The sequence below is a fragment of the Gilvimarinus xylanilyticus genome, assembly GCF_024195295.1.
Classification (GTDB): Bacteria; Pseudomonadota; Gammaproteobacteria; order Pseudomonadales; family Cellvibrionaceae; genus Gilvimarinus; species Gilvimarinus xylanilyticus.
In genome coordinates this window covers 1917352-1940845 of sequence record NZ_JAMFTH010000001.1, presented here as the reverse complement: position 1 = coordinate 1940845, position 23494 = coordinate 1917352, and the positions used below count along the sequence as shown (strand labels likewise).

Below are 23494 nucleotides of genomic sequence, written 5' to 3'. Positions count from 1 at the left end.
AGCGCGGTAAAGATCAGAACCTTCTCCAGCATGGACGCTGGAGCAGAGCTACAGGGAGGTATTTACCGCGTGTTCTGATCTTTATCGTGTTTACAGGTCGCCACCAAACTGCATTTTTTATACTTTTCCTATTCGAAAAAATAAGCGGAAGACCTTAGCTTTTTAACTTGTACCCGGTGTGAAAAACCCAGGCAATCAGGCCGCTGCAGATGGCGATAAACAGGGTGATCATCGCCAGGCTGACACCAATGTGAACATCGGCGCTGCCGTAAAAGCTCCAGCGAAAGCCGCTGACCAAGTAAACCACCGGGTTTAACAGGGTGACCTTTTGCCAAAACTCCGGCAGCATGCTGATGGAGTAAAAGGTGCCGCCCAAAAAGGTGAGCGGGGCAATGACCATCATGGGGATAATTTGCAGCTGCTCAAAACTATTGGCCCACAAACCGATTAAAAAGCCCAACAGCGCAAAGGTGACACAGGTAAGCACCAGAAACAGCAGCATCAGCAACGGGTAAGCAATCGAATAATCCACAAATAACCGCGCCGTGAGCAAAATGATCAGCCCCAGAATAATGGACTTGGTGGCGGCCGCGCCCACATAACCCGCCACAATTTCAAACGCGGATACCGGCGCCGATAAAATTTCGTAAATGGTGCCGCTGAATTTCGGCATATAAATGCCGAACGAGGCATTAGATGTGCTCTCGGTCAGAATGGTCAGCATGACCAAGCCCGGAATAATAAAAGCGCCGTAACTGATACCGTCAATGGACACAATCTGTGAGCCGATGGCCGAGCCAAACACAATAAAATACAGCGAGGTAGACAATACCGGCGAGGCGATGGATTGCATTAAGGTGCGCCAGGTACGCGCCAGCTCAAACAAGTAAATAGCTTTAACTCCATATGTATTCACGCTTTTTCCTCCACCAGCGAGACGAAAATTTCTTCCAGCGAACTCTGTTTGGTCGACAGGTCGGAGTAACCGATGCCCGCCTCGGCCAGTTGTTGTAGCAAGGGGGCCACGCCCGTGTTTTCGCGGGCGGTATTGTATTGGTACGTGAGTTCGGTGCCGTCTGCGCTCAACTCCACTTCTGCTGGGTCTAGTGCTTGCGGCAGTTGAGCAAGCGGGGCATTTAAATGCACGGTCAAACTCTTGCGGCCCAGGTCGCGCATGAGCGCGTGTTTTTCTTTAACCAGCATTAATTGGCCTTTATTAATGACGCCTATGCGGTCGGCCATGTCCTCGGCCTCTTCAATGTAATGGGTGGTCAGAATAATGGTCACGCCGTCTTCGCGCAGACGACGGATCATGGCCCACATATCCCGGCGCAGTTCTACGTCGACCCCGGCGGTGGGTTCATCCAAAAATAAAATGCGCGGCTCGTGGGCGAGAGCCTTGGCAATCAGCACTCGGCGTTTCATGCCGCCGGATAACGCCATAATGGGGTTGTCTTTTTTATCCCACAGAGACAGCTGACGGAGCAGTTGTTCCAGGTAGTCATCGTCGGGCGCGCAACCAAACAGACCACGGCTGAATTTGACGGTGTTCCAGACGGTTTCGAAAATATTCACCGCCAACTCTTGTGGCACCAGGCCGATGCGTTGGCGCGCTTGGCGGTAATCGCGCTGGATGTCCAGGCCGTCAGCTGTGATCTGACCGCCCGAGGCATTAACAATGCCGCAGATAATGCTGATCAGGGTCGTCTTGCCCGCGCCGTTGGGGCCCAAGAGGGCGAAGATCTCTCCGCGCTCGATACTTAAGTCAATCGGTTGCAGGGCTTGAAACCCGGACGCATAGGTTTTTTGGATACCGCGTATCTCGATAATGGGGTTCACAGTTTCTCCTTAAGTAGGGTTACCGGCAGGCCTGATACTGGCGCACTCGCTCACGGCAGTGGGCCAGTGGGTCGGGCAGTGCCAAGCTTGAGAGGCAGTACTCGGTACCGGGCTGGAGTAAGTGGGACACACGCGCCTGTAGGTCCAGGTGCACCAAGTACTCCGCCAGCAGCAGATTCCAGTCGAGATGCAGACTATAGCGCTCCTGCCTTAGGTCTGCACCTTCGCCGGCCTGTAGCTCGGCAAACCGTGGCGTTAGTTTTTGCAACAGTGCCGTTAGGCGCAAAGCGCCGTCCTCCAGTCGGTTGGCCAGCACTGGGTCATAATCGCGCAGCGCCGTTTCCAGCTTGTCGTTGAGGGTGTGTAGGTGTTTTAACAACCGCTCGTGTAGCCAGATAAACGTGGCGTTTAGCCTGGCCGACGATGCGCTGGGATCTCCCAGTTGCAAAGCCAGGGCAAACAACTCGGCCCGCATGGTCTGTGCTTCAACGTCTCTTAGGTTCGGTATCTGTGGCTGAGCTGGCATATTTTACATCCTTTGGTTCAAGGTAATCCTTCCGCCCTAAGTTAAATCCGATATACGTCATAATCTGACGTATATACTGGGTAAGGTTAAAAAACTTATTTAGGGATTTTTCATGGCCAACACCGCGACCCGTTTAATCCACTTGATTATGGCGCTGCAGCGCCAGCCTAATTTGCCCGCCTCTAAGCTCGCCGAAGAGCTTGAGGTGTCGGTCCGCACCATCCAGCGCTATATTGGCATGCTGGAGGAGATGGGCGTGCCCGTGTACGCCGAGCGTGGCACCCACGGGGGGTATTCGCTGGTGCGGGGCTATCGAATGCCGCCGCTTATGTTCTCGGCCGACGAGGCAGTGGCGGTTTGCCTGGGCGCCGAAATGGTCGCCCGCGCCTGGGGTAAGCTGTTTCGCCCGTCGGCCCAGAGTGCCCTGACCAAAATTGCCAATGTTTTGCCCGAGGCCCAGTTGGCGGATATCAACTGGGCCAAGGAAAGTCTGCTAACCCGGGGTATGCCGCGGATTAACCCCAGCGTTGACGACGATACGCTGCAAACGGTGTACAGGGCAGTGCACGAACAAAACCGTATACAAATCGCCTATCGCGGACGCGGTCAGCTCAGCACGGAGCGGCGCACGATTAATCCCTACGCGCTGGTGTACAGCTGGGGGCAACAGTATTGCCTGGCTTTTTGCCACTTGCGCGGCGCGCTGCGGTCATTCCGGGTAGATCGAATCGAAGCGGTAAAAACCTTAGCCGAGACCTTCGTAAGGCCCGCCGATTTTGATGCCGATGAGCATTTCAACCCGAATGCCCTGGATGCCGAGTCCTTCGATGTGGTCTTGTCATTTCCCCCCGCCCAGGCGCTGGTGGCCAAAGACCACCCCTGCTGCTGGGATTCGCTGATGGAACACGCCGACGGCGCCGTGACCGTCACCTTTAAAAGCGCCGATCTGTCTATGGCCGCCAGCCGGGTGATGGGTTTTTTGCCCGGCGCGCAGCTGGAAAGCCCGCCTGAGTTAATCACCTTAGTGCGGGATAAGGCGCGTGCCATTGTCGATAGCCTAGGCGGATCAACTTTAAACGCTTCCACAGCCATCGACTCGCATATCGCGAAGGAACCAGAATATGCCAAACATTATTAACATTGCTGATATCACCACTCGTGCTATGCCGCCGGGAATGGCTCCCGAAGGCGAGACCTGTAACCGCTATGGAGCGACTATGGCCCACCTTGGGCCTCAGCTGGGAGCCAAACAGCTCGGCTATAACCTCACCGAGGTTGAATCCGGTAAAAGCGCATTTCCCTATCACTGCCACAGAGTGAATGAGGAAATGTTTTTTATCCTCGAAGGCGAAGGCGTTGTTCGCTTGGGCGCGGAGCGCCACCCCATAAAAACCGGCGATATAATCGCCTGCCCCGCCGGCGGGCCAGAAACGGCCCATCAAATCATAAATACTGGCAAATCATCGCTGCGCTTTTTAGCGGTAAGTACCCGCTTAACCCCCGAGTTAGCCGAATACCCCGACAGCGGTAAGTTTGGTGTTATGGCGCAATACTCGGGCGCCGACGGTAAACCGGAAGTGTTTTTACACGTCGGCAAGCGCGAGCAAAATTTGCCGTACTGGGACTGAGCTTACTCAACCGGGTCGCAGTTGATCATCCATTTAATACCAAACTTATCGGTAAAAGCGCCAAAGCGCTCCGCCCAAAACGTTTTTTCTATGGGCATTTGAATCTCGCCGCCCGCACTTAATGCCCCATAGAGCGTTTCGGCCTCGGCGGCGGTATCGGTTTGCAGGCAGATGGATACACCCTGGGGTTTTTGATAGTTGCCCGGCGGCGCATCCGAGGCCATAAGCGTCGAGGCGCCTATCTTCATACTGGCGTGCATAATTTTATTTTTGTAGTCATCGGCGACAGGCGATCCGCCCGGGGCTTCGCCATAGGTCATTATGGCGTCGATGGGGGTTTGCAGAATATCGCGATAAAACTCAAACGCCGCGCGACAGTCGCCGTTGTAAAAAACATAGGGGGTTAGGCTTTGCATAATGGCAGGCTCCTATTGTTTTTGCAGATGTTCAGGGTCCATATAAAACAGCTCCCAGGTGTGGCCGTCTAAATCCTCCAGGGTGCGCTGGAACATAAAGCCGTGATCCATGGCTGCGCGCGGCTCTCGCCCACCCAGCGCAATGCCTCGCTCCACTAAATGATCCACTTCCTCACGGCTCGCGCAGGAAAGCGCCACCAGTGTTTCTATCTGGTCGCGGGTATTGCACAGCTGTTTAGGGGTGAAGGTTTTAAAGTAGCTGTCGGTCAGTAGCATCACATAAATATTGTCACTGACAATCATGCAGGTGGCGTTGTCGTCGGTAAACTGCGGGTCGAAATCAAAGCCCAGGCCGCGAAAAAACTCGATGCTGGTGGGCAGGCTTTTGACCGGGAAGTTAACAAAAATTTTATCGGGCATTGCGCTTACCTCCGTTTAAATGTGTGGAAAGCCTCAACTATTCATCCGGCAATTATGATTGTCGGGTTAACAGCGGCGCAGGATGCGCTGACCTCGCCGAAGGCGAGCGCGAGCAATCTCAATTACCTGGTTAATAGTCGGTTGAGCGAATGCTCATTCGACCCGAGCCAGGCTTTTATTTGTCGCTTAAAGGCCGTTAATCAACTTGCAGTTGGCGCACGGGTCGCACTTCTATACTGCCCACCCGGGCGGGAGGAATGCCCTGGGCGATACGCAGCGCTTCGTTTAAATCCTTGGCGTCAATCATATAAAAGCCCGCCAGTTGCTCTTTGGTTTCGGCAAAGGGGCCGTCGGTTATATGCACTTCACCACCGCGCACACGCACAGTGGTGGCGTTATTGACACTTTGCAGCGCCTCGCCGGCGAGCAAGTGCCCGCTGCCGACTAAAGACTGGGCGTAGGCGGCGCATTCGCGATCTTCGGGGCTATCGGGCAGGCTGTGCAGGTCTTGCTCGTCGCTGTATACCAGGCAGAGGTATTTCATGATTGGGTCCTTCAGCTTATCGGGTTATGACGCTTTTACAGACTCTAGTCGTTTTACCTGTGGTCTGATCGACACGAGAGCTTTATTTTTCTTCGCACTCTTGCAAACGCTTTTGTAGATGGCGCCGCTCTGGTGTTTGGGTAGAGAGTTGCAGAGCCCGGCGATAGCTGGCGGCTGCCTCACGGATATGACCTAAGCGCAGCAATAACTCAGCGCGGGCGGCGTGGGCAGGACAGTAGTCGGTTAGCTGATTCTCGGCCAGTTGGGTCATCGTCGTCAGGGCTTGCTCTGTCTCTCCGGCCATGGCTTGTGCCACCGCAAGGTTTAGGGCAACCACTGGGGTGGGGTTGCGTGAGTAGAGAACGTGGTACAGACCGTGAATTTCCTGCCAGTCGGTTGCTTCGGTGCTGCTAGCCTGGGCATGCAGCGCTGCTATCGCAGCTTGCAGCGCATAGGGGCCGGTGGCTCGGCCAACCAGAGTACGGGGCACCAAGGTGAGCGCTTCGGCGATAAGGTTTTGATGCCACAGCTGGCGATTTTGATCTTGCAGCAACACAATATCTCCCTGGGCATCGCAGCGGGCATCGCGGCGGCTGTGTTGCAGTAGCATCAGGGCTAAAAGGCCCAGCACTTCTGGCTCGGGCAATAGCTCAGCGATCAGGCGCCCCAGGCGAATCGCCTCTTCTGCCAGCTGCTGACAGAGCAACTCAGCGCCGCCGCTGGTGTGATAGCCTTCGTTAAAAATCAGATAAACCACTTGCAGCACCCGGGGCAAACGCTCGGGTAACGCCTGTTTGCCCGGTACTTCGTAGGGGATCCCCGCTGTTTGAATTTTGCGTTTGGCGCGCACAATGCGCTGGGCAATGGTGGCGGGTTTGGTCAGGTAGGCGCGGGCTATCTCTTCGGTGGACAAATCGCATATTTCGCGCAAGGTCAGAGCGGTAGCCGCCTCGGGACTAAGGCTCGGATGGCAGCAGGTAAATATCAATCGCAGACGATCATCCGCCAGGTGTGGCTCATCGGTGTTTCCCTCTTGCGCCTCAAGCTCGATGATTTCTGGTGGCAAGGCCGCTTCGCGGTTGAATTTGCGCAGCTTGTCGATGGCTTTAAAGCGTCCCGTTGAAACCAGCCAGGCGGTGGGGTTCTCGGGCATGCCCTCTGCTGGCCATTGTTTAAGGGCGCTGGCGAAGGCGTCGTGCAGCGCCTCCTCGGCTAAATCAAAGTCGTTTAACAGCCGAATTAAGGTTGCCAGCACCTGCCTGGAGTGTTGTTGGTAAATGTGCGCTATGGTGGTTTCCGTACACATATTCGCAGGTCCCGAATGCATCGATTTAACGGCCAGTATCGTATAACCAATAACGGCGTGTAACAATTGCGCTGCTTCGCAGTCTACAAACTGACATTGAATAAACGCAGTGAATGCTTATGTTAATTAAATCGTCATCCGATATTAAAGAAAGTGAAATCACCCCCGAGTCCGTCTACCGTGATAGGCGGCGTTTTATGGGGCTTGCCCTGGGGGCTGGGGCGCTGGCGGCAGCTCCGGTGGCAGTTGCTAAGCCCGGTTTTGTTACTGACTCGCCCGTGCGTCAGGGCCCCGAATGGCTGTCCCGGCGAATTGCCGAAGCCAAAGCTTCCCCCGATCCGGTGGCTGACGAACTCACGCCCTACGAGCATGTCACCAGCTACAATAACTTTTACGAGTTTGGGTATGATAAATCAGACCCCGCCAAGCACAGTGGAAGCCTCAAGCCACACCCCTGGTCGGTAGAGATTGCCGGGCACGCCGAAAAAACCGGCAGTGTAAATTTAGAGGATTTACTGGCGAAGGTGACCTTACAGGAGCGCGTTTATCGCCTGCGCTGCGTGGAGGCTTGGTCTATGGTCATCCCCTGGGTCGGTTTTGAGCTGGGTGAATTGCTCAAACAGTTTAAGCCCACCAGCCGTGCCAAATACGTCGCCTTTACCACTTTGATGGATAAAGAGCAGATGCCGGAGCAGGCCAGCCGCTTTAGCACCATCGATTGGCCTTACCGCGAGGGGCTGCGTATGGACGAGGCTATGCACCCGCTCACTATTTTGGCCGTGGGGTTATACGGCAAGGTACTGCCCAATCAAAACGGTGCGCCATTGCGCCTAGTCGTACCCTGGAAGTACGGCTTTAAAAGTATTAAGTCCATCGTCAAAATCGAGTTTACCGAAAAAGAGCCCGCCACCAGCTGGAATGTTCGGGCGCCGAACGAATATGGCTTTTACGCCAATGTGAACCCCAATGTCGACCACCCGCGCTGGTCCCAAGCTACCGAACGGCGCCTGCCCAGCGGCTTGTTTAGCCCCAATATTATCGATACCCAGATGTTTAATGGGTATGGGGATGAAGTGGCGCAGCTTTATCGTGGGATGGATTTGCGGAAACAGTTTTGAGCCGGAGGACGGCGGACGGTTTACGGTGAACGAAAAGCGTCGGACGTCAGACGTCGGACGTCCGACGCGAAATCAGGAGATTCTATTGATGCCGGTCTTATGGCGTAGACTGCTTGTTTTTACCCTCTCGCTCACGCCTTTTGCTTTGCTTGTCTATCGCACTGCGACGCAGCAGTTGGGGGCGGACCCGGCGAAAACGATTGTCCTGTTTACCGGCGAGTGGACAATTTACTTTTTGTTTACCACCCTGTCGGTTAGCCCGCTGGTTAAGTTGGCCAAATGGCGTTGGCTAATGGTGCACCGGCGGATGCTGGGTTTGTTTGCGCTGTTTTACGCGCTCTGTCATGTGGCGGCTTATCTAACGTTTATTCTCGGGCTGGATTTGTCCCGCTTCTTCTCTGAAATGGTCAAACGCCCCTATATCACCGCGGGCATGCCGGCGGTGCTGATTTTAATCGCCTTGGGTGTGACCTCCACCAAGGGGATGATGCGGCGACTGGGGAAAAACTGGGTCAAACTGCATCGGCTGGTTTATTTAGCCCTTGCTCTCGGCTGGGTGCATGTGCTCTGGCAGGTTCGTTCCAGCTACTTTGAAGCGGTAATTTACGGCTTGATTACCCTGACACTGTTGGGCATGCGCATTTATTGGTTTTGCAAGCGGCGCAGTGCTCACTCAAAGGCCTGAGCCTGTGCTCTTCAGCTCTCGTTTGTGATTACAAAATCACACAGAATCTTGTCGTTTTTTGGTTATGCTGGGAAGATAAACAAATACCAGGAAGGTGTAACATGCGCTCAATACTTTTTCCCACACTCATTGCTGGGGCTTTAACGGCCTGTGGTGGCTCGTCATCCAGCACGGATACCACTAGCCCTATTGATCCGGGAGGGCCGGATCAACCTGTCGATTATACCCAGCTCAAGCTCAGCGAGCCCAGCGAGGCGCCTTTGACGCTTTTAGCGGGTGAAGATTTTGAACGCTTGGTGAAAAACGGTCTGCGATTGCAGACCGGAGTGAGGGACGAGGGCGAGAACGGTGACGGCACGGTGGACTTCTCCGCCGGCCCCCCTGAGGCGGATACTGGCAACGATAATTACTCCGATACCAATGTCCATATCGACGGGGTAGGCGAGTCCGACGTCGCCAAGTATGACGGCCAGCACTGGTTTGTCGCTTATCAGCCCAGCAGTTACAACGGCGAGTTGCCAGGTGTGCAAATTGTCTCGACCGACCCGGACATCCCCGATGCGACCATTGTTGGAACCTACAGTTTTGATGACTCTTCGTGGGGCCCGGCTTACTCGCTTTATTTGCAAAAGGACAATGGGCTTGCCTCGCACCTGGTAGCTATGCGCAGCCAGCGCAGACAGGTGGAGCCTGTGCTGCCGGGCTGGGGTATTGAGTTTTCAGCCGCGGATAGCGCTATTTGGCCAGGCCCCAGAAACAGTGAGTTAAAAATTGAGTTTGTCGATGTCAATCAGCCCTCAGCGCCTATGCTCGCGACGGCTATCTCTTTAGATGGCTCTTTAATCGACAGTCGTCGTCTGGGGGACACCCTTTATGTGATTACCCGCTATGACCCCTGGCTGGAAACCCTGCAGTTTGAAGAGGTTGAAGGCCAAGCTCGCAGCGAAAATGAGACCGCTTTAAGTCGGGTGGAATTTACCGAGTTGCTGCCTCAGTACCGGCAGGGCGATCTGGAAGCTCCGTTAAGTGACGATTGTTATGCCTCGAGTGATACCCAGCCCGAGCACGGCTTTTTTTCCATGGTGAATATTACCGCCATTGATTTGAACGCTCAGCAGATTGTGTCCAGTGAATGCTTGAGCACCGGCGTTGATTCCATGACCATGAGCACCAATGCACTCTACTTAACGTCTTATGACTGGCGCCAGAGTGAACGCCGCACCATTATCCACAAGTTTGATTTAACCGATTCCGGCGCCAGCTACAGCGCCACTGGCGGTGTGCCGGGCAGTATTCGCAGCGACGCACCTTACCGGGTTAATGAATACCAAGGCGACCTGCGGGTGGTGACCACGCGGGGCGACTGGAATCAGCCCACCCATCACCTCAGCATTCTACGTCAGTCGGGTTCGGGTTTTGACACTCTGGCGGAATTACCCAACAGCGCTCGCCCCGATCCTATTGGCAAGCCGGGGGAAGATATTTATGCCGTGCGTTTTGCCGGCTCCACCGCCTATGTGGTGACCTTTCGGCAAGTCGACCCGCTCTATGTGCTGGATTTGTCCGACAGCGCCGATCCTAAAATCAGCGGTGAGTTAGAAGTGCCGGGTTTTGCGACTTATATTCATCCGCTTAACGATGACTATCTGTTTACCCTGGGGCAGGACGCCGATAACCAGACCGGTTGGACCCAAGGGCTCAAGGCGCAGTTGGTGAAGGTGGCCGGTGGCACACCCAAGCTTGTGGGCGAAATGCTAATCGGCGAGCGGGGCAGCCACAGCGAAGCCCTTTACGACTTGCGCGCGCTTAACTTCTTGCCGGTAGGCGAGGGTGATATGCGTGTTTCTTTTCCGGTCAGCGTAAACAGCGCGGAGAATGGCTGGCAGTACAGTGGCTTGCAGATGTTGTCTTTGCAAGGCTTGGATGGCGCCGAGGGTGTGATGCTGGATCAGGGCACCTTAATTGCCGAGGCGGCGGGTAATGACCGATACGATTACGGTGGCGGGGTGAGGCGCGGACTCTTACACAATGATGCCGTTTACTATGCCCACGATAATCATATTTGGTATACCCAATGGGGCGCGGCCGATGCACCCAGTGGCCCCATTGGCGGCGAGCCCATTGCCTGTACCGAGAAGATCCGCGACGGCTTGTGGGTAGAGCTGTGGACCGGCGAGGGTGAGACCGATGCCTGTGCCGCCCAAGTGGTGGCTACCGATGGCGACTATAGCGAAACCCTGGCGCCTAACACCCGCCAAGCTTGGCCGGGAGGGTGTACTTTTGACGGCGTGCCCGAGCGGGCCGGGACTTATTCCATTACCGCGACGCTCGATGGCTATGCCTCTCAGACTCAGACTGGCATCGTGGTGTCCGAGGATGTCTGCCATGTGCAACCACGCTGGGTATGGTTCGAATTACACGCCGGCAGCGAGCAATAATTTTACGCCCGGAGTAGGGGTTTGGTTTAGCCCTGGGGTATACTCCTTGTCAAAATAAGCAAGGAGATACCCTATGGGTGAATGGCTGCAAACCGGGCTCGCGCCCTGGATCTGGATGGTGCTGGGTATCGCCCTGGCGGCGTTAGAAATACTCTTACCCAGTTTCTTTATGCTCTGGTTGGGTGTCAGTGCCATTGTGGTGGGGCTGGTAACCTGGCTGGTGCCGCTCTCTCTGGCGGTACAATTACTTCTTTGGGGCATTCTGTCCCTGCTCTCTCTGCTGGCCTGGTTTAAATGGGTCGCCCCGCGCATGAAAGACAAAACCCTGTCGGGCATGGCTATGGAAAAAGCCGTGGGCCAAATTGGCACTGTGCTCAATTACACTGCCTCTAATCAGCGTGGCACTTTGCGTTTTTCAGCCCCGGTGCTGGGCGAGGACGAGTGGCGCTTTATTTGTACCAGCGAATTGCAGCCGGGCGATCGCGTTATGGTGATGGACTTCTCCGGCAACGATCTGATCGTTACACCTAAAGTATAAGGATAAAATCATGGATGCATTAATTACTGTCGGCGCAATTGTCGTCTTAGCGCTTGTTGTTATCACCCGCGGGGTTCGTATTGTGCCCCAGGGGCGCAAAGATGTGGTGCAGCGTTTAGGCCGCTACCACACCACCTTAACCCCTGGCTTAAATCTTATTATTCCGTTTTTCGACACTGTGGCTTATAAAGTCACCACCAAAGATATCGTACTGGATATTCCGTCTCAGGATGTGATTACCCAGGACAATGCGGTCATCATTGCTAACGCCGTGGCTTACATTAATATTGTCAGCCCCGAAAAATCCGTTTACGGCGTAGAGAATTATATTATCGCCATTCAAAATTTAATTCAGACATCGCTGCGCTCGATTATCGGGGAGATGGCATTGGATTCGGCGCTGTCATCGCGTGATCAAATTAAAGCGAAGCTCAAAGCTTCCATCTCCGATGATATTGCCGATTGGGGCATTATTTTAAAGACCGTGGAAATTCAGGATATTAACCCATCGCCCACCATGCAGCAGGCCATGGAAGAGCAAGCCGCCGCTGAACGACAACGTCGCGCCGCAGTGACCAAAGCCGAGGGTGAAAAGCAAGCGGCTATTTTGGAAGCCGACGGCCGTCTTGAGGCCTCAAAGCGCGACGGTGAGGCTAAGATCGTCCTGGCCAATGCTTCGGCAAAATCCATTCAACTGGTGACCGACTCGGTGAAAGGGGGCGATGAGTTACCCGTTATGTATCTGTTGGGTGAGAAATACATTGAATCGATCGGTGAGCTGTCCACCTCGGACAACAGCAAGACAGTGGTTTACCCCGCCGATTTGGCCAATGCTTTTAAGGGTATGTTTGGTAAATAAAATGTGAAGCAGGCCCGCTTTTACGGGTCTGTTTTTAGACTTTTTTTTATTTAGTAATTTTTGAATATTCGTAAAACTTATTAAAACCACGAAACCTTCCCTTACTTTCTCCTGTTTTTCCTTCAGGCTATAGCCTTTTATCTGTTAATGCGCTTTTTATCTATCCCTCTTGTCTTGAATTTCCAGATCTCTACTAAAATCCAATGAGTGTTGTCGCTTAATTCAGCCGCACAATTATCAGTGGTTACTATTGCTTCACGGGTGGTTAGTGAAGAAAAAATGATTTGAGGGATTAAATATGACTAGGTCTGCGATTCTAATAAGCATTATTTGTCTATTCCTAAACGGCTGCGGTGGAGGTGGGGGTGGAACCTCAAATCCTCCGCCAAGCAATCAGTCTTCCTCCAGTAGCTCTCAAGGCTTTGAAGAGCCAGATCCCATAGATATTCCCAGTGATTCCGATGACGATGGAATTGTCGATGAAGATGACAACTGCCCCGACGTAGCTAATCCCAATCAGAACGATTCTGATAACGACGGTCGGGGTGATGCCTGTAATAACGAAACGGGTGTCGATTCAGACGGTGATGGTGTCAACGATATTTTGGATAACTGCCCGGCCATTGCCAACATGAATCAGCGCGATACCGATCAAAACAATATCGGTGATGCATGTGATCAAGACGATGACGGCGATGGTATTGACGATGGAGAAGATAACTGCCCCTTATTGATTAACGTGAATCAACAGGACTCCGACGGCGATCGGGTGGGTGATGCTTGCGATGGCGACAGTGATGGCGACGGTGTACAAAATGATAACGACAACTGTCCCTCGTTGGCTAACACCTCGCAGAGTGATATGGATTCCGATGCGGCGGGAGATCTGTGCGATACCGATATTGATAACGATGGTATCGACAATACGCAGGATAACTGTCCGCGCGACAATAACGCTGACCAAGGTGACGCTGACTCTGACGGTATAGGCGATGCGTGCGATCAAAACGCCGATGCTGATGGTGACGGCTTTGACGATGGTACTGATAACTGCCCATTTGACAGTAACCCCGAACAAGCCGATAGCGACAATGATTGGGTCGGCGATGTATGCGACATCGATGCTGATAATGACGGGGTGTCTGACTCGGGTGATAACTGTCCGCTCACACCCAATACGCTACAGCTTGATAGCGATACAGATGGTTTGGGAAACAGCTGTGACAGCGATGACGATGGCGACAATGTCAACGACTCTGTAGATAATTGCCCGGCCGATGCCAACCCCGATCAACTGGATGCCGATGGTGATGGTGTCGGGGATGTTTGTGACCTCGACAGGGACAGTGACGGGATACCCAATGGGCAAGACAACTGTCCGCTCAATGCCAATGTTGATCAGCTCGATCAGGACAGCGATGGTATAGGTGATGCCTGCGATTCAGATCGCGACGGGGATGGTACCGATAACCCTGCGGATAACTGCCCTTTCATTGCCAACCCCAATCAGACCGACAGTGACGGTGACGGCATTGGCGATGCCTGTGACAGCACACCCAACGATGATCCGGTTGACACAGATGGCGACGGCATCGATGACGAAAATGATAACTGTCCGGTTAATGCTAACGCCTCACAGCAGGACAGTGACGGCGACGGCATTGGTGACGTCTGTGACAATGATACCGATGGCGACGGTGTTGATAACGGCTCAGACAATTGCCCTGCAACTGCCAACGCCGGTCAAGCCGACTCCGATGGTGATGGTGCCGGTGACGCCTGCGACAGCCAGGACGACACAGATACCGACGGTGATGGAGTCAATGACGATCAGGATAATTGCCCGGCGATTGCCAACATTGATCAGCAAGACCGCGATGGCGATGGCACTGGCGATGTGTGCGACTCCGATGTCGATGGTGACGGCGTTGACAACGATCAGGACAATTGCCCGATAACTGCTAACGCAAACCAAGTCGACAGTGACAATGACGGCACAGGCGATGCCTGTGACGGAGTCGACGACTCCGATACCGATAATGACGGTATACAAGATGATGTTGACAACTGCCCGCTCATTGCTAATACCGATCAGTCTGATTTAGACGGTGATGGCGTGGGTGATGTGTGTGATAACGATCGCGACGATGACGGTATCGACAATGGTGCGGATAACTGCCCCGCTCAGGCTAACGTCAACCAAAATGATTTGGACGGTGATGGCGTGGGCGATGCCTGCGACAGTGATCTGGATGGCGACACCATCGCCAATGAAAGTGATAACTGCCCCCGCACCGCCAACACCAATCAAAGCGATTGGGATAGCGATGGCGTAGGTGATGCCTGCGACAGTGACCTGGATGGTGACGGAATCGCCAACGGCGCGGATAACTGCCCCGAAGCTCCCAATGACGATCAGCAGGATACTGATGCCGACGGTATTGGCGATGCGTGTGATACCAACACCGACAGCGACGGCGATGGTATCGACGATGGTTCGGATAATTGCCCATCCATTGCCAACGCCGATCAGTTGGATAGTGACGCTGATACGCTCGGCGATGTCTGTGACAGTGATCGAGATGGTGACGGTGTTAACAATGGTGCCGATAACTGCCCCGATACGGCCAACAGTGACCAAGCGGATGCCGACAGTGATGGTATAGGCGATGCTTGTGACAGCCTTACCGATAGTGATAGCGACGGTATTGCCGATGCAGCCGATAACTGTCCGCTAATCGCTAACGCTGACCAGGCGGATGCTGACGGTGATGGCGTGGGGGATGTCTGCGACAATGACCGCGATAACGACGGCATTATGAACAGTGGTGATAACTGTCCACTGGTCAGCAACCCCGACCAAGCGGATATGGATAGCGATGGTATGGGCGATGCCTGCGATGATGACCAGGATGGCGACGGCACCGATGATGATGCCGATAACTGTCCCCTGGTGGCCAATCCGTCCCAGCTGGATACCGACGGTGATGGTATTGGCGATGCCTGCGATAATGACCTGGATGATGACGGTGTTGATAACGGCTCGGATAACTGCCCGGCTACCCCCAACGCCGATCAATCCGACATTGATGGCGACGGTATCGGGGATGTATGTGACGCTACCGAGAATGTTGCCTGCGCACCTGGCAAGCTCTATGAGCCGATGGTTGATCCGAACATTACTGTGCACACTGGTGTGTCCGGACTCGCGTGTGTTGGCTGCGGAGTAAACAACAGCAGTAACATCGAAGACAGCGACCTGAATAACTATGCGACTATGTCCACACCTGTGGCCGTTGCGGCGGCGGTGCATCTGGCGGCGGAGGATACCGCCACGTCGTATCCCGGTAATCGTCGAGTAGGGGTAGTGGTTTCATCTGCAGACACATTGCTGGAGGCGGACGTTCTAAGCAACGTTACCGTAACCACTTACCTCAACGGTTCCGAGCAGGAATCAGGCGGGGCTAGCGGCTTGCTGGGCTTGCAGTTGCTGGGCTTGTTTAATAACCCCGACCAGCATCTATTGATGATGTCTACCAGTCAGGAATTCGACAGGGTAGAGATTTCTAAGGGTGCGGTAGTCGGAGCACTTAGTAGCCTGCGAGTTCACAGTATGTGTGTCGCGCCCGCTGCCCAATAGCGATAACCCAGGGCAGATGGAGCTGCCCTGGGTTATTTTCCGTTTTTTCTCTAGCCCCGCGATGGGGCTTTTGCGTCTCTACGAGTCAGTCCTCGCTTTAAAGTCCAAAAGGTCTTATATCTGATAATGTTGTTTTGAGTGACAACTATCCAGATTGGTTATTTTACGATCAGTTTTTTATGCTTTATTATTCCTACCAATCTCTGCTTAGAGATATCGGAGCTATTCGACTGTAATTCCAGTGGGTTGATGGAATATCACAGGGTTAAGAGCCCCCCTCCGCGTTTCAGTTAAACGTCTTCAGTCAATCAGGAAGGACTCGTACCGGTCTGCGATTTGATCGCGAACCTCTGCGGCCCATTTTTGGCGCATAAATCATATTTTTTAAGGCAGGCTTAGAGTATGGCTTGGGACAGCCTTCGCACCAATGTGGCGCATTAATCATTTTTTTTGCGTAAGCAGGCGAGTTGCTCGATGTTAGGTCTGGGAATAATCAAGGTGCCACATCCGGTGGTGTTTGAACTCTCTGAGGCATTAATGAAATACATACAGCCATGGCTTGTAACCACTCTAATACTCCTATTGACCGCCTGTGGCGGTAGTGGGTCGTCATCGGGCGCTGGGGGTTCGTCTGCACCGACGACACCTGTGGATGAATCAAGCAGCTCATCCATGGCCAGTGCATCGCCCTTGGATCCGCAGGATGAGTCGACGGTTCAAGACTTTGACGGCGGCGATGAAAATTACAGCTTGCTGCGCGGTAATGTGCATCGCGAGGCTCTGTTTACCTCGGCGATTACCGGTATTGAATATCCGATTCATATTTACCTGCCGCCGGGTTATGAGGGCGCTGAGCATACTTACCCCGTTATCTATGTACTGGATGGTCAGGTACTGTTTCCAGGTATTCCCTATTTACTGGAAGACGAGGGGGTAGAGGCCATTGTGGTGGCCATCGCAGAAGGGCCGGAAGATCGTCGCCGAATTGACTATTTGTTGCCGGGCGCGCGCGATTATTTCCGGTTTTTAGTGCACGAGCTGATTCCCTTTGCCGAGTCCGGTTTACGGGTTGAGCCGGGCCAGCGCACTTTGCTAGGGACGTCTTTTGGCGGCGTGTTTAGCGGTTTAGCGATGTTGATGGACGATGTGGTAGACCCTGCTTTTTATAACCTTCTCGCCTTTGATGCCAGTTTCTATCAGCATCCCCACGAAACCCAGCAGTTGCTAGACAACCGCTATCTTGCAAGTGATGAACTTGACGCTAAGCTATTCTTATCCAGCGCGCTGCCCGAGGGAAACGACGAGTTTGTCAGTCAGTTTGCAGCTTTGCTGGCCGAGCGCGATTTTAGCGGTTTATCGGTTGAGCGCGAACGCTATCAAACCACTCATGGCAAGATTACCGAGCCGTCTTTTCGCACTGCCATACGGCATTTATGGGGTCAATAAGAGGTGGGGTTAATAGTCTGTCCTGCGCAGCGTCGAGCGGTCACTTGCGGATACTTTTGCCGTTAATCTTCAAGTTTTTTTGCTTGCTGTCGGTGTCGCTCTGTTCGTGCCAGCTAACGCGCAGGTTAACTCGATTGTAGGCGTCTTCGCGTTGGGCGGTGACTTTAACTTGCATTAACCCTTGAGGGGTTAACGTTAAGGTGTCCTTGCCTTCGCTAAACGAAAGCTCGCCGGCGTCTATACCATCCATTAATGCCTGTAGTAAGTTGCGAATCGATTGTGTGTCTTGCAGTGACTCGTGACGGAAGCTGTTCTTCTCTCGGCTCATGCTTGTGATTCCATTTGCGGGTGAAACACTTTAATAACCGGCCAGTCCGTGCTGATCCCGGCGACAAAACCCCGAGGGTCAATAATCGTCGCACCCGCACCCAACCCCCGCAAAGACTCTTTTTGGCGCGAGTGTTTATCCAGAGTAATGTCGCATTCAATATGCAGCAGTTCGCGGCGCAGCGCCAAGCGCTGGCCCCGGTGCAAATTACGGTGACCGTGCACAATGGCGTGAATGCCCGCGGTGTGAGCGCGCCGGGCGCCATGTTTACTTAGCGGGTGGTCGACCGCGCGGTATTTGGTGCGAATGCTGTTGGCGAGCGAGCCATAGTAAAAGTCAAAGGGAGCACCGTTTAGCTGTTTTTGAAAGGCTTTGTTTAAAGGCCGTAGGCCACTTTGACTGATTAACGTGGCGAGGTTGTCGTCAAGCCCGGCGTGAACAAACAGAAAACTGCCGCGTTTTAATGCGAGCTTTAGGTTCTGGTAAAACCAGTAAAACTCCCCTTTGGGTTTTAGAAACAACTTTTTCCAGAGCAGGGCGCTGGCGTATACCTCGCGCAGAGTTAACCCGGCCTTGTGGCACTGGTCTTCAAACTCGGCCGATTTTTTCTCTATTTTAACCAGCTCGCGCTCGCAGGCCTGAGGTGATAAACGCACTTGAGCTGTCTCTTTAAAGCCCGCAAACCAGGTTTGTTGGGGCAATAACAGCAGACGACACTGTTTTGTATCGGGGGTTTTGTCCAGAGCATTCTTGCCGCTCAGGTACTGATCGCGAATTTCTTTGAGAAGTGGAATGGCTTTGGCGCCCATCCGGACAAAAAAATGGCCGTTTTCTACGTCGGCGGCCTGACCCGCTGTGCGCATGCCAAACAGTACCCGTACATCGTGGTTGCCCGCCAGGAGTTTCACCTTCGCCTTTTGATCCATTAAACGCTTTAGCACTCGCAACAGGCGCAAATTACTGGGCCCTTTATCGAAAAAGTCGCCGCCAAAAATGAAAACGGATTTTTTACCTCGCGCGGTCAGCTTGAAGTGTTTATCACCTTTGCCGGTTCGCTTTACCCCGCCACTGGCGGTTAGAGAAGCCAGCAGGGCATCGGCATCGGCGTGCAAGTCTGAGATAAAAATGATCCGCCGCTTGGGCCAGCGCCAAGGGTACTGCGACACCAGCTGATCAATAGCGTGACGAGCCCGACGGCGGCCCTTTTTATGCTGGCGAAAAGCGTGTTTCCCTTCGTCCAGCCAGGGCCGGCATTCGTCAGGTAATGACATAGGCAGCCACTTTTCCCCTTGGTAGCGGTTTAGCGTGGCGCAAGCTTTGCGCGTATTGGACGGTATAGCTTTCATGCTCAGTCGGTAAACTCCCGTGGTGAGGGACGCGGCTTCCACTGGCCCGCCAAATGAATCCAACCGGCGTCCGTTTGGGCAATGATAACCGCTTGGGCGTGGAACATGCTGAGGCGGGCAACATCCTCTGGGCTTAATATGCCCAGCGCACAGGCACCGTGGCGAAAGGCCGCACCGTGGCCCACCAGCGGGGTCAGGCTATGGGCCGGGGCTGTTTCGCACAATTGATTAATATAGTCGGCCACGCGCTTGCCCGCCTGGTTTAAGGATTCCGCCCCGGGGAAGGGCAGGCAGTAGTCACTGCGGGCTTTCCAGTTTAGCGGCGGGCGGGGGTAGCGCGGGTCGGCGCGCAGCAGTTGTTCTATTTCGGCAATGGTTAAGTTGGCCACACTGCCCACACAGCGTTCGCTTAAGGCCTGGGTTTGCTGCAGCTGAATATTAGGGTCGCCCCAGCGGCGCCGAATAATGTCGCCGGTTTGCCAGGCGCGCAGCAGGGGGGAGGTATGAATGCAGGAGCTTATGTTTAGTTCCAGTTCCGCCGCCAGAGCGTTTAGTTGCTCGGCGCAGGCCTCCGCCTGATTTTCTCCGGCGGGGGTGAGTGGATAGGGCTGGTGTGCACTGGGCGTATTGGCTTTTTGCCGGTAGTCGCCGTGGCGGATCAGGGCAAAAGCGCGCATTACGGTGCGCTCCTGGGTATGCCCCACAGCTGCCAGCAAAAATCCCGTAGTTCGGTAAAATCCACACCACCGCTGACTTCATACACCTGGGTGTGTTTCAGCCGCTCAAGGTAAGGTTGAGGCGCCTGGGCGTTGGGGTGAAAGTTACCCTGGCGGTCTTGGTAGAAAGGGCCAGGCGATTTCATCAGCGCGGGGAGTAAATCTTGCCGGGCTTCGATATCCACTGACTGAATGCGGCAAGCTGATTGTTCGGCGCGATTCCAGTTTAGCAACATGATCGCACCCAGGGTAGCGCTATTGTCTATGCGGGGGTTATCCGCTTTACCGTAGAGGGCGGGAATCATAACGTCGTGCTTTTCTTCCAGCTCCCACAATTGCTCGGGTGCGAGCGTTTTATAGCGGTGTTGTTGTGCGGGACTTAGCAGTGCCAGTAAGCGAGGGTTGTGCAGCAAAGTCCCCGGGTTGACCCGGGGCATTTTGGCCACTCCCGTTAGCATCAGCTGTTGCGCCTGGGGCTGGATAAATATTCGGTCATTGCTGACAAAGTTAACCGCCGGGTGCTCCAGCAGCTGCAGCATACTGGTAGATTTTCCGCCCCCGGAGAACCCGGCAATAGCAATAGCCTGGCGGTTATAGCTGGCCGCTGCGGCGTGGCCAATCAGCCAGTCGTCTTGCTGCAGGGCGTTTATGGCTTGATTGTTAATAAAGTTAACGACCTGGTTTATATTCTTTGCCGCCGGGCCTATTGCGATGGGATTGCGTGGGGCTTGTAAAAACACCATGCCAGTGCGGTATTTGCGAATCAGGCGAACGCCCGGTGCATCAATAAACGTATCTTTCCGGCCTGTCTTGCCCGCCTCGCGAGTCCAGTCAAGCCAGGGTAACTCTTGGCCCACCGGCTGGCTTTCGATAATGGTCACCGTGGTTGCGGGTAAAGCGCTGGGTGCCGTGAGCCAGGGCTGAAAATACGCCCGCAGGGTACTCGCGGTGAAGGCGTCTGAGCAGTTTACCTGTAGCTGGGCGCCGGGTAGGGCAAGGCTTAGTGAGTGCTCGGCGGCACCCTTGGTGTTTTGCAGCCAGCCTAAAAAATCCTGCGTTGTGTCTTGCGGCTGATGTTTGGCCTCACCCATAAAGCTTTCCTATTACATAGTCGGTGTAGAGGCTGGCGGCATCAATGCCTATGCCCTCTTTGGCGCCGCGAAACCCGCCAAAGGCGGAGACTTCAAAGACCACGGGGCCGGTGTCGGTCTCGGCAATATCCACAGTGGTAAAGTCCATGTTAAACGGTTTTTGGGCGCGTTGGGCCAGCTGAATAATCTCGGCGTCTGGGGTGGCAGGCGCATACTTGCCGCCACTGTGAATAGTGGTATTCCAGCTATCTCCCGCCCCTTGGCGGGCGTAGCTGCCCAGATATTCGCCGCCTAAAAACACCATGCCCAAATCCCGCCCACTTAAATTCAGCTTTTGTTGAATGTACATCATCGGGTTTTGCGCGGCAAAGCGGGCGATGGCGTTTTCTTTGTCGGCCTCTGCGGCTTTGATTATTTCCATTCCCCGCGCTTTGGTGGAATAAAGGGGTTTAAACACCGCTTCGCCGTATTCTTCCACCGCCGCCAACGCCTGCTGGGTAGACTCGGTAAGAATGGTGGGGGGCATAGGTATATTGTGGTTGCTCAGGGTAACGGTACAACTGAGTCGGTCGATAAGACGCAGAATGTTCTCGGCCGGGCTAAAAACGTTAACTCCCGCCGCTTCGGCGACCCGCAAAAGCTCCAGCCTGTCGAGTGTGTGAGGGCTGTACTCGGCGCTGATTTTTTTTACCACAATACCGTCCAGCTGGCACAGGTTGGTGTCCCGGTAATTCAGCCGCTGTTGGGCTAAATCCAGGGTCACCGCTTGCATATCCACCACCAGGCGGAATCCGGTGCGCGCCTCAATGGCGTCCGCCAGCACTTCGGTGGACCATTTGCCGGGCAGGCCCACCACAGCAATTTTTAGCGTGCGTGAATCAGTCACTAAACAACTCCCTGAGTGGCACACGGTAGTCGCGTATTTGCTTGCGCGACAATTGATTAATTTGTTCCAGCAGATAGCGAGCTTTTAAAAACATTCGCGTCGCCATGGTGTGGTCCAGAATAAAGCGGGTGGAGGTGACAAATGAGCGCGCCAGCCCCAGAGCTAAGCGAATTTCAAAAGTGTCATCGTTGTGTTTATCGGCAAAGCCGCGCACGATGACGTAAAACTGTTCTACCTGGTCGCGAATGCGGCGGCGCACTGGCTCGTCCAATACCTGCAAACGATAATTGGACACCATAAATACCGAGGCGTCTTGCACATAGTCCATATGGCAGGAGCGGTGCAGGTCGATAAAGTTAATTTTCCCCGCCTCTGGGTCATAAATAATATTGTCGACGTTGAAATCGCCGTGAATAAAAACACTGAAAGGCGCGATTAGCTTTTCTTCTTTTTTTTGTGCCTTTTTTACCAACGCATCGAAACTTTCTATGGGGTGCGCGCCCAGGTATTGGCGCTGTTGTTTGAACTGGGGATGCACGCTGTACACATCGGGTAAGCGCTTGAGCGTTTGCGCCATAAAATGCGCCGGGTGAGATTCGGCGGTATAGGTTTGTTGCCAAATATTGTTAAGGGTTTTCTTTAAGCAGGTCATTGCTTTTTTGCGGCGCTTTTGCGGTGAGTTAATCACCAGTTGTTCAAAAGTCTCGCCGTTTAAGTGCTCGATAATCAGGGCGGCATTGTCACCCTGTTTTTGATAGGTGTGAATATGCGGGGCGACGCCTGGATAGACGTCGTGCCAGCGGTTGACGCCTTGCAGCTCTTCTTTTAGCTTGCGCTTGCTGCCGTCTTTGTACACCAATCGCTGCCATTTTTCGTCGCTGGGGTTGTCGATGGTGCTGATGCCGCTGCCCGAGCGGGTCTCGGCCAGAGGGGTTACGCGCAATTGCGTGGCCAGGTCTTCCTCTAACCAGTTGTTAATGGTATCGCGCAGCGAACTGTAGCGCTGTAAATCCAAGGGCTGGCCCATATGCCCCGAGATAATTGAATCGCTGATGTTGAGCAAAGCATCGCCCATTTGTTCAATGGCGTGGGCAATAAACAATCCGCTGACCAGATCTTCCGTATGTTTTTTCTTTTTGAGTTGGCGGGTGTACTGGCTGACGAGTTTTTTGTAAGACTTTTCCAGTTTGCGCTCGGTTTTACCCAGTTTTAACGCCAGCTGGGTGTCCCGGTCCTTGAGGGCGCGGGAGATTAAGTCGATGCTTTTATCAACCTTTTCCAGCAGCGGGGTGAAAACGCTTAAGTCCAGCCGGGCGCCTGTATGCAAAAAGTTCATTTGTTGCAGACACTCGCGCGCGAGTTCGGCAATGCGCTCCAGCTCGTTGGCAATGCGGCCCACGGCGCGGTAACTCATGGAGTGCTCATTGCTTTGCAGGGCAATGTGCTTCATGCACGCGTTCTGTACCCGCAAGTTAAGGTTGTAGGCGTGGCCGCTGCGCTCCAGCAAGCGGTGGGCGTTGGCAACCGTGCCGTGGGCAAAAAAGCTCTGCAAATGTCCCAGGTGGGTTTTGACCTCGGCGATCAGAAAGTGCAGGTTGTCGGTAATGGCCGGGGTTAACACCATGCCGGGCTCCGGTTGAGTTTTATAAGGCCGCCCAGGGCGCGGCTAATTCACGTGTCATATTACGGTGCCACTGTGGTGATTGAAAGCGTATCGGGGGCGT

At 54.0% G+C, this 23494-nt stretch carries 22 protein-coding genes; 9 read left to right on the top strand and 13 right to left on the bottom strand.

Annotation, left to right across the window (positions count from 1 at the left end; all coding sequences use genetic code 11):
- Positions 1–154: 154 nt before the first annotated feature.
- Genes M6D89_RS08470 through M6D89_RS08460 form a run of 3 tightly spaced genes read right to left on the bottom strand, consistent with a single transcriptional unit; the run spans position 155 to position 2365 of the window.
- Complete coding sequence (locus M6D89_RS08470) at positions 155–916, bottom strand: ABC transporter permease (protein ID WP_253967578.1); 762 nt, start codon at positions 914–916, stop codon at positions 155–157.
- Complete coding sequence (locus M6D89_RS08465; RefSeq protein WP_253967577.1) at positions 913–1839, bottom strand: ABC transporter ATP-binding protein; 927 nt, start codon at positions 1837–1839, stop codon at positions 913–915. Before M6D89_RS08465 ends, M6D89_RS08470 begins: the two co-directional genes overlap by 4 nt.
- A gap of 19 nt (positions 1840–1858) precedes the next feature.
- Positions 1859–2365 (bottom strand): hypothetical protein, encoded by a 507-nt coding sequence (locus M6D89_RS08460; RefSeq protein WP_253967576.1) that lies wholly within the window; start codon positions 2363–2365, stop codon positions 1859–1861.
- Positions 2366–2477: 112 nt separating this feature from the next.
- Between M6D89_RS08460 and M6D89_RS08455 the strand changes: the two genes are divergently transcribed.
- Entirely contained in the window at positions 2478–3503 is a 1026-nt protein-coding gene (locus M6D89_RS08455; protein WP_253967575.1) for a helix-turn-helix transcriptional regulator, read from the top strand.
- Positions 3487–3993 carry a cupin domain-containing protein gene (locus M6D89_RS08450; RefSeq protein ID WP_253967574.1) on the top strand — a complete coding sequence of 169 codons (507 nt, stop codon included), beginning with the start codon at positions 3487–3489 and terminating at the stop codon, positions 3991–3993. The genes M6D89_RS08455 and M6D89_RS08450 overlap by 17 nt, the downstream gene beginning before the upstream one ends.
- Positions 3994–3995: 2 nt before the next feature.
- Here the strand turns inward: M6D89_RS08450 and M6D89_RS08445 are convergent, their stop codons facing one another.
- The 4 genes from M6D89_RS08445 to M6D89_RS08430 all read right to left on the bottom strand — a co-directional run bounded on the left by M6D89_RS08445 (position 3996) and on the right by M6D89_RS08430 (position 6679).
- Positions 3996–4409, bottom strand: coding sequence for a VOC family protein (locus M6D89_RS08445; RefSeq protein WP_253967573.1), 414 nt, complete (start codon positions 4407–4409; stop codon positions 3996–3998).
- Positions 4410–4421: 12 nt separating this feature from the next.
- Positions 4422–4829: a VOC family protein gene (locus tag M6D89_RS08440; protein WP_253967572.1), complete on the bottom strand. Its 408-nt coding sequence runs from the start codon at positions 4827–4829 to the stop codon at positions 4422–4424.
- 196 nt (positions 4830–5025) lie between these two features.
- Positions 5026–5373: a YciI family protein gene (locus tag M6D89_RS08435; protein ID WP_253967571.1), complete on the bottom strand. Its 348-nt coding sequence runs from the start codon at positions 5371–5373 to the stop codon at positions 5026–5028.
- A gap of 82 nt (positions 5374–5455) precedes the next feature.
- Positions 5456–6679 (bottom strand): RNA polymerase sigma factor, encoded by a 1224-nt coding sequence (locus tag M6D89_RS08430; RefSeq protein WP_253967570.1) that lies wholly within the window; start codon positions 6677–6679, stop codon positions 5456–5458.
- Between the two features lie 119 nt (positions 6680–6798).
- Here M6D89_RS08430 and msrP point away from each other — a divergent pair, with 119 nt between their 5' ends.
- From msrP to M6D89_RS08395, 7 genes are all read left to right on the top strand, one after another.
- The gene (msrP, locus tag M6D89_RS08425; protein ID WP_253967569.1) at positions 6799–7797 is read left to right on the top strand and encodes a protein-methionine-sulfoxide reductase catalytic subunit MsrP; all 999 of its coding nucleotides are present in this window, start codon (positions 6799–6801) and stop codon (positions 7795–7797) included.
- Between the two features lie 88 nt (positions 7798–7885).
- The gene (locus tag M6D89_RS08420) at positions 7886–8482 is read left to right on the top strand and encodes a protein-methionine-sulfoxide reductase heme-binding subunit MsrQ (RefSeq protein ID WP_253967719.1); all 597 of its coding nucleotides are present in this window, start codon (positions 7886–7888) and stop codon (positions 8480–8482) included.
- A gap of 101 nt (positions 8483–8583) precedes the next feature.
- Complete coding sequence (locus M6D89_RS08415) at positions 8584–10920, top strand: beta-propeller domain-containing protein (RefSeq protein ID WP_253967568.1); 2337 nt, start codon at positions 8584–8586, stop codon at positions 10918–10920.
- 73 nt (positions 10921–10993) lie between these two features.
- A complete protein-coding gene (locus M6D89_RS08410; protein ID WP_253967567.1) occupies positions 10994–11458 on the top strand; it encodes an NfeD family protein in 465 nt (154 codons plus the stop codon).
- A gap of 10 nt (positions 11459–11468) precedes the next feature.
- The gene (locus M6D89_RS08405) at positions 11469–12317 is read left to right on the top strand and encodes an SPFH domain-containing protein (RefSeq protein WP_253967566.1); all 849 of its coding nucleotides are present in this window, start codon (positions 11469–11471) and stop codon (positions 12315–12317) included.
- 298 nt (positions 12318–12615) lie between these two features.
- Positions 12616–15957, top strand: a complete 3342-nt coding sequence (locus tag M6D89_RS08400; protein ID WP_253967565.1) for a thrombospondin type 3 repeat-containing protein — start codon at positions 12616–12618, stop codon at positions 15955–15957.
- A gap of 648 nt (positions 15958–16605) precedes the next feature.
- Positions 16606–17403, top strand: coding sequence for an alpha/beta hydrolase (locus M6D89_RS08395; protein WP_253967564.1), 798 nt, complete (start codon positions 16606–16608; stop codon positions 17401–17403).
- A gap of 40 nt (positions 17404–17443) precedes the next feature.
- Here the strand turns inward: M6D89_RS08395 and M6D89_RS08390 are convergent, their stop codons facing one another.
- Genes M6D89_RS08390 through M6D89_RS08365 form a run of 6 tightly spaced genes read right to left on the bottom strand, consistent with a single transcriptional unit; the run spans position 17444 to position 23394 of the window.
- Positions 17444–17731 carry an amphi-Trp domain-containing protein gene (locus M6D89_RS08390; RefSeq protein ID WP_253967563.1) on the bottom strand — a complete coding sequence of 96 codons (288 nt, stop codon included), beginning with the start codon at positions 17729–17731 and terminating at the stop codon, positions 17444–17446.
- The gene (locus tag M6D89_RS08385) at positions 17728–19077 is read right to left on the bottom strand and encodes a metallophosphoesterase family protein (RefSeq protein ID WP_253967562.1); all 1350 of its coding nucleotides are present in this window, start codon (positions 19075–19077) and stop codon (positions 17728–17730) included. Before M6D89_RS08385 ends, M6D89_RS08390 begins: the two co-directional genes overlap by 4 nt.
- 2 nt (positions 19078–19079) lie before the next feature.
- Positions 19080–19754, bottom strand: coding sequence for a histidine phosphatase family protein (locus M6D89_RS08380; RefSeq protein ID WP_253967561.1), 675 nt, complete (start codon positions 19752–19754; stop codon positions 19080–19082).
- The gene (locus tag M6D89_RS08375; RefSeq protein WP_253967560.1) at positions 19754–20884 is read right to left on the bottom strand and encodes an HprK-related kinase B; all 1131 of its coding nucleotides are present in this window, start codon (positions 20882–20884) and stop codon (positions 19754–19756) included. Before M6D89_RS08375 ends, M6D89_RS08380 begins: the two co-directional genes overlap by 1 nt.
- A complete protein-coding gene (locus M6D89_RS08370) occupies positions 20877–21770 on the bottom strand; it encodes a GAK system ATP-grasp enzyme (RefSeq protein ID WP_253967559.1) in 894 nt (297 codons plus the stop codon). Before M6D89_RS08370 ends, M6D89_RS08375 begins: the two co-directional genes overlap by 8 nt.
- The gene (locus M6D89_RS08365) at positions 21763–23394 is read right to left on the bottom strand and encodes a PhoU domain-containing protein (RefSeq protein WP_253967558.1); all 1632 of its coding nucleotides are present in this window, start codon (positions 23392–23394) and stop codon (positions 21763–21765) included. The genes M6D89_RS08370 and M6D89_RS08365 overlap by 8 nt, the downstream gene beginning before the upstream one ends.
- Positions 23395–23494 lie beyond the last annotated feature (100 nt).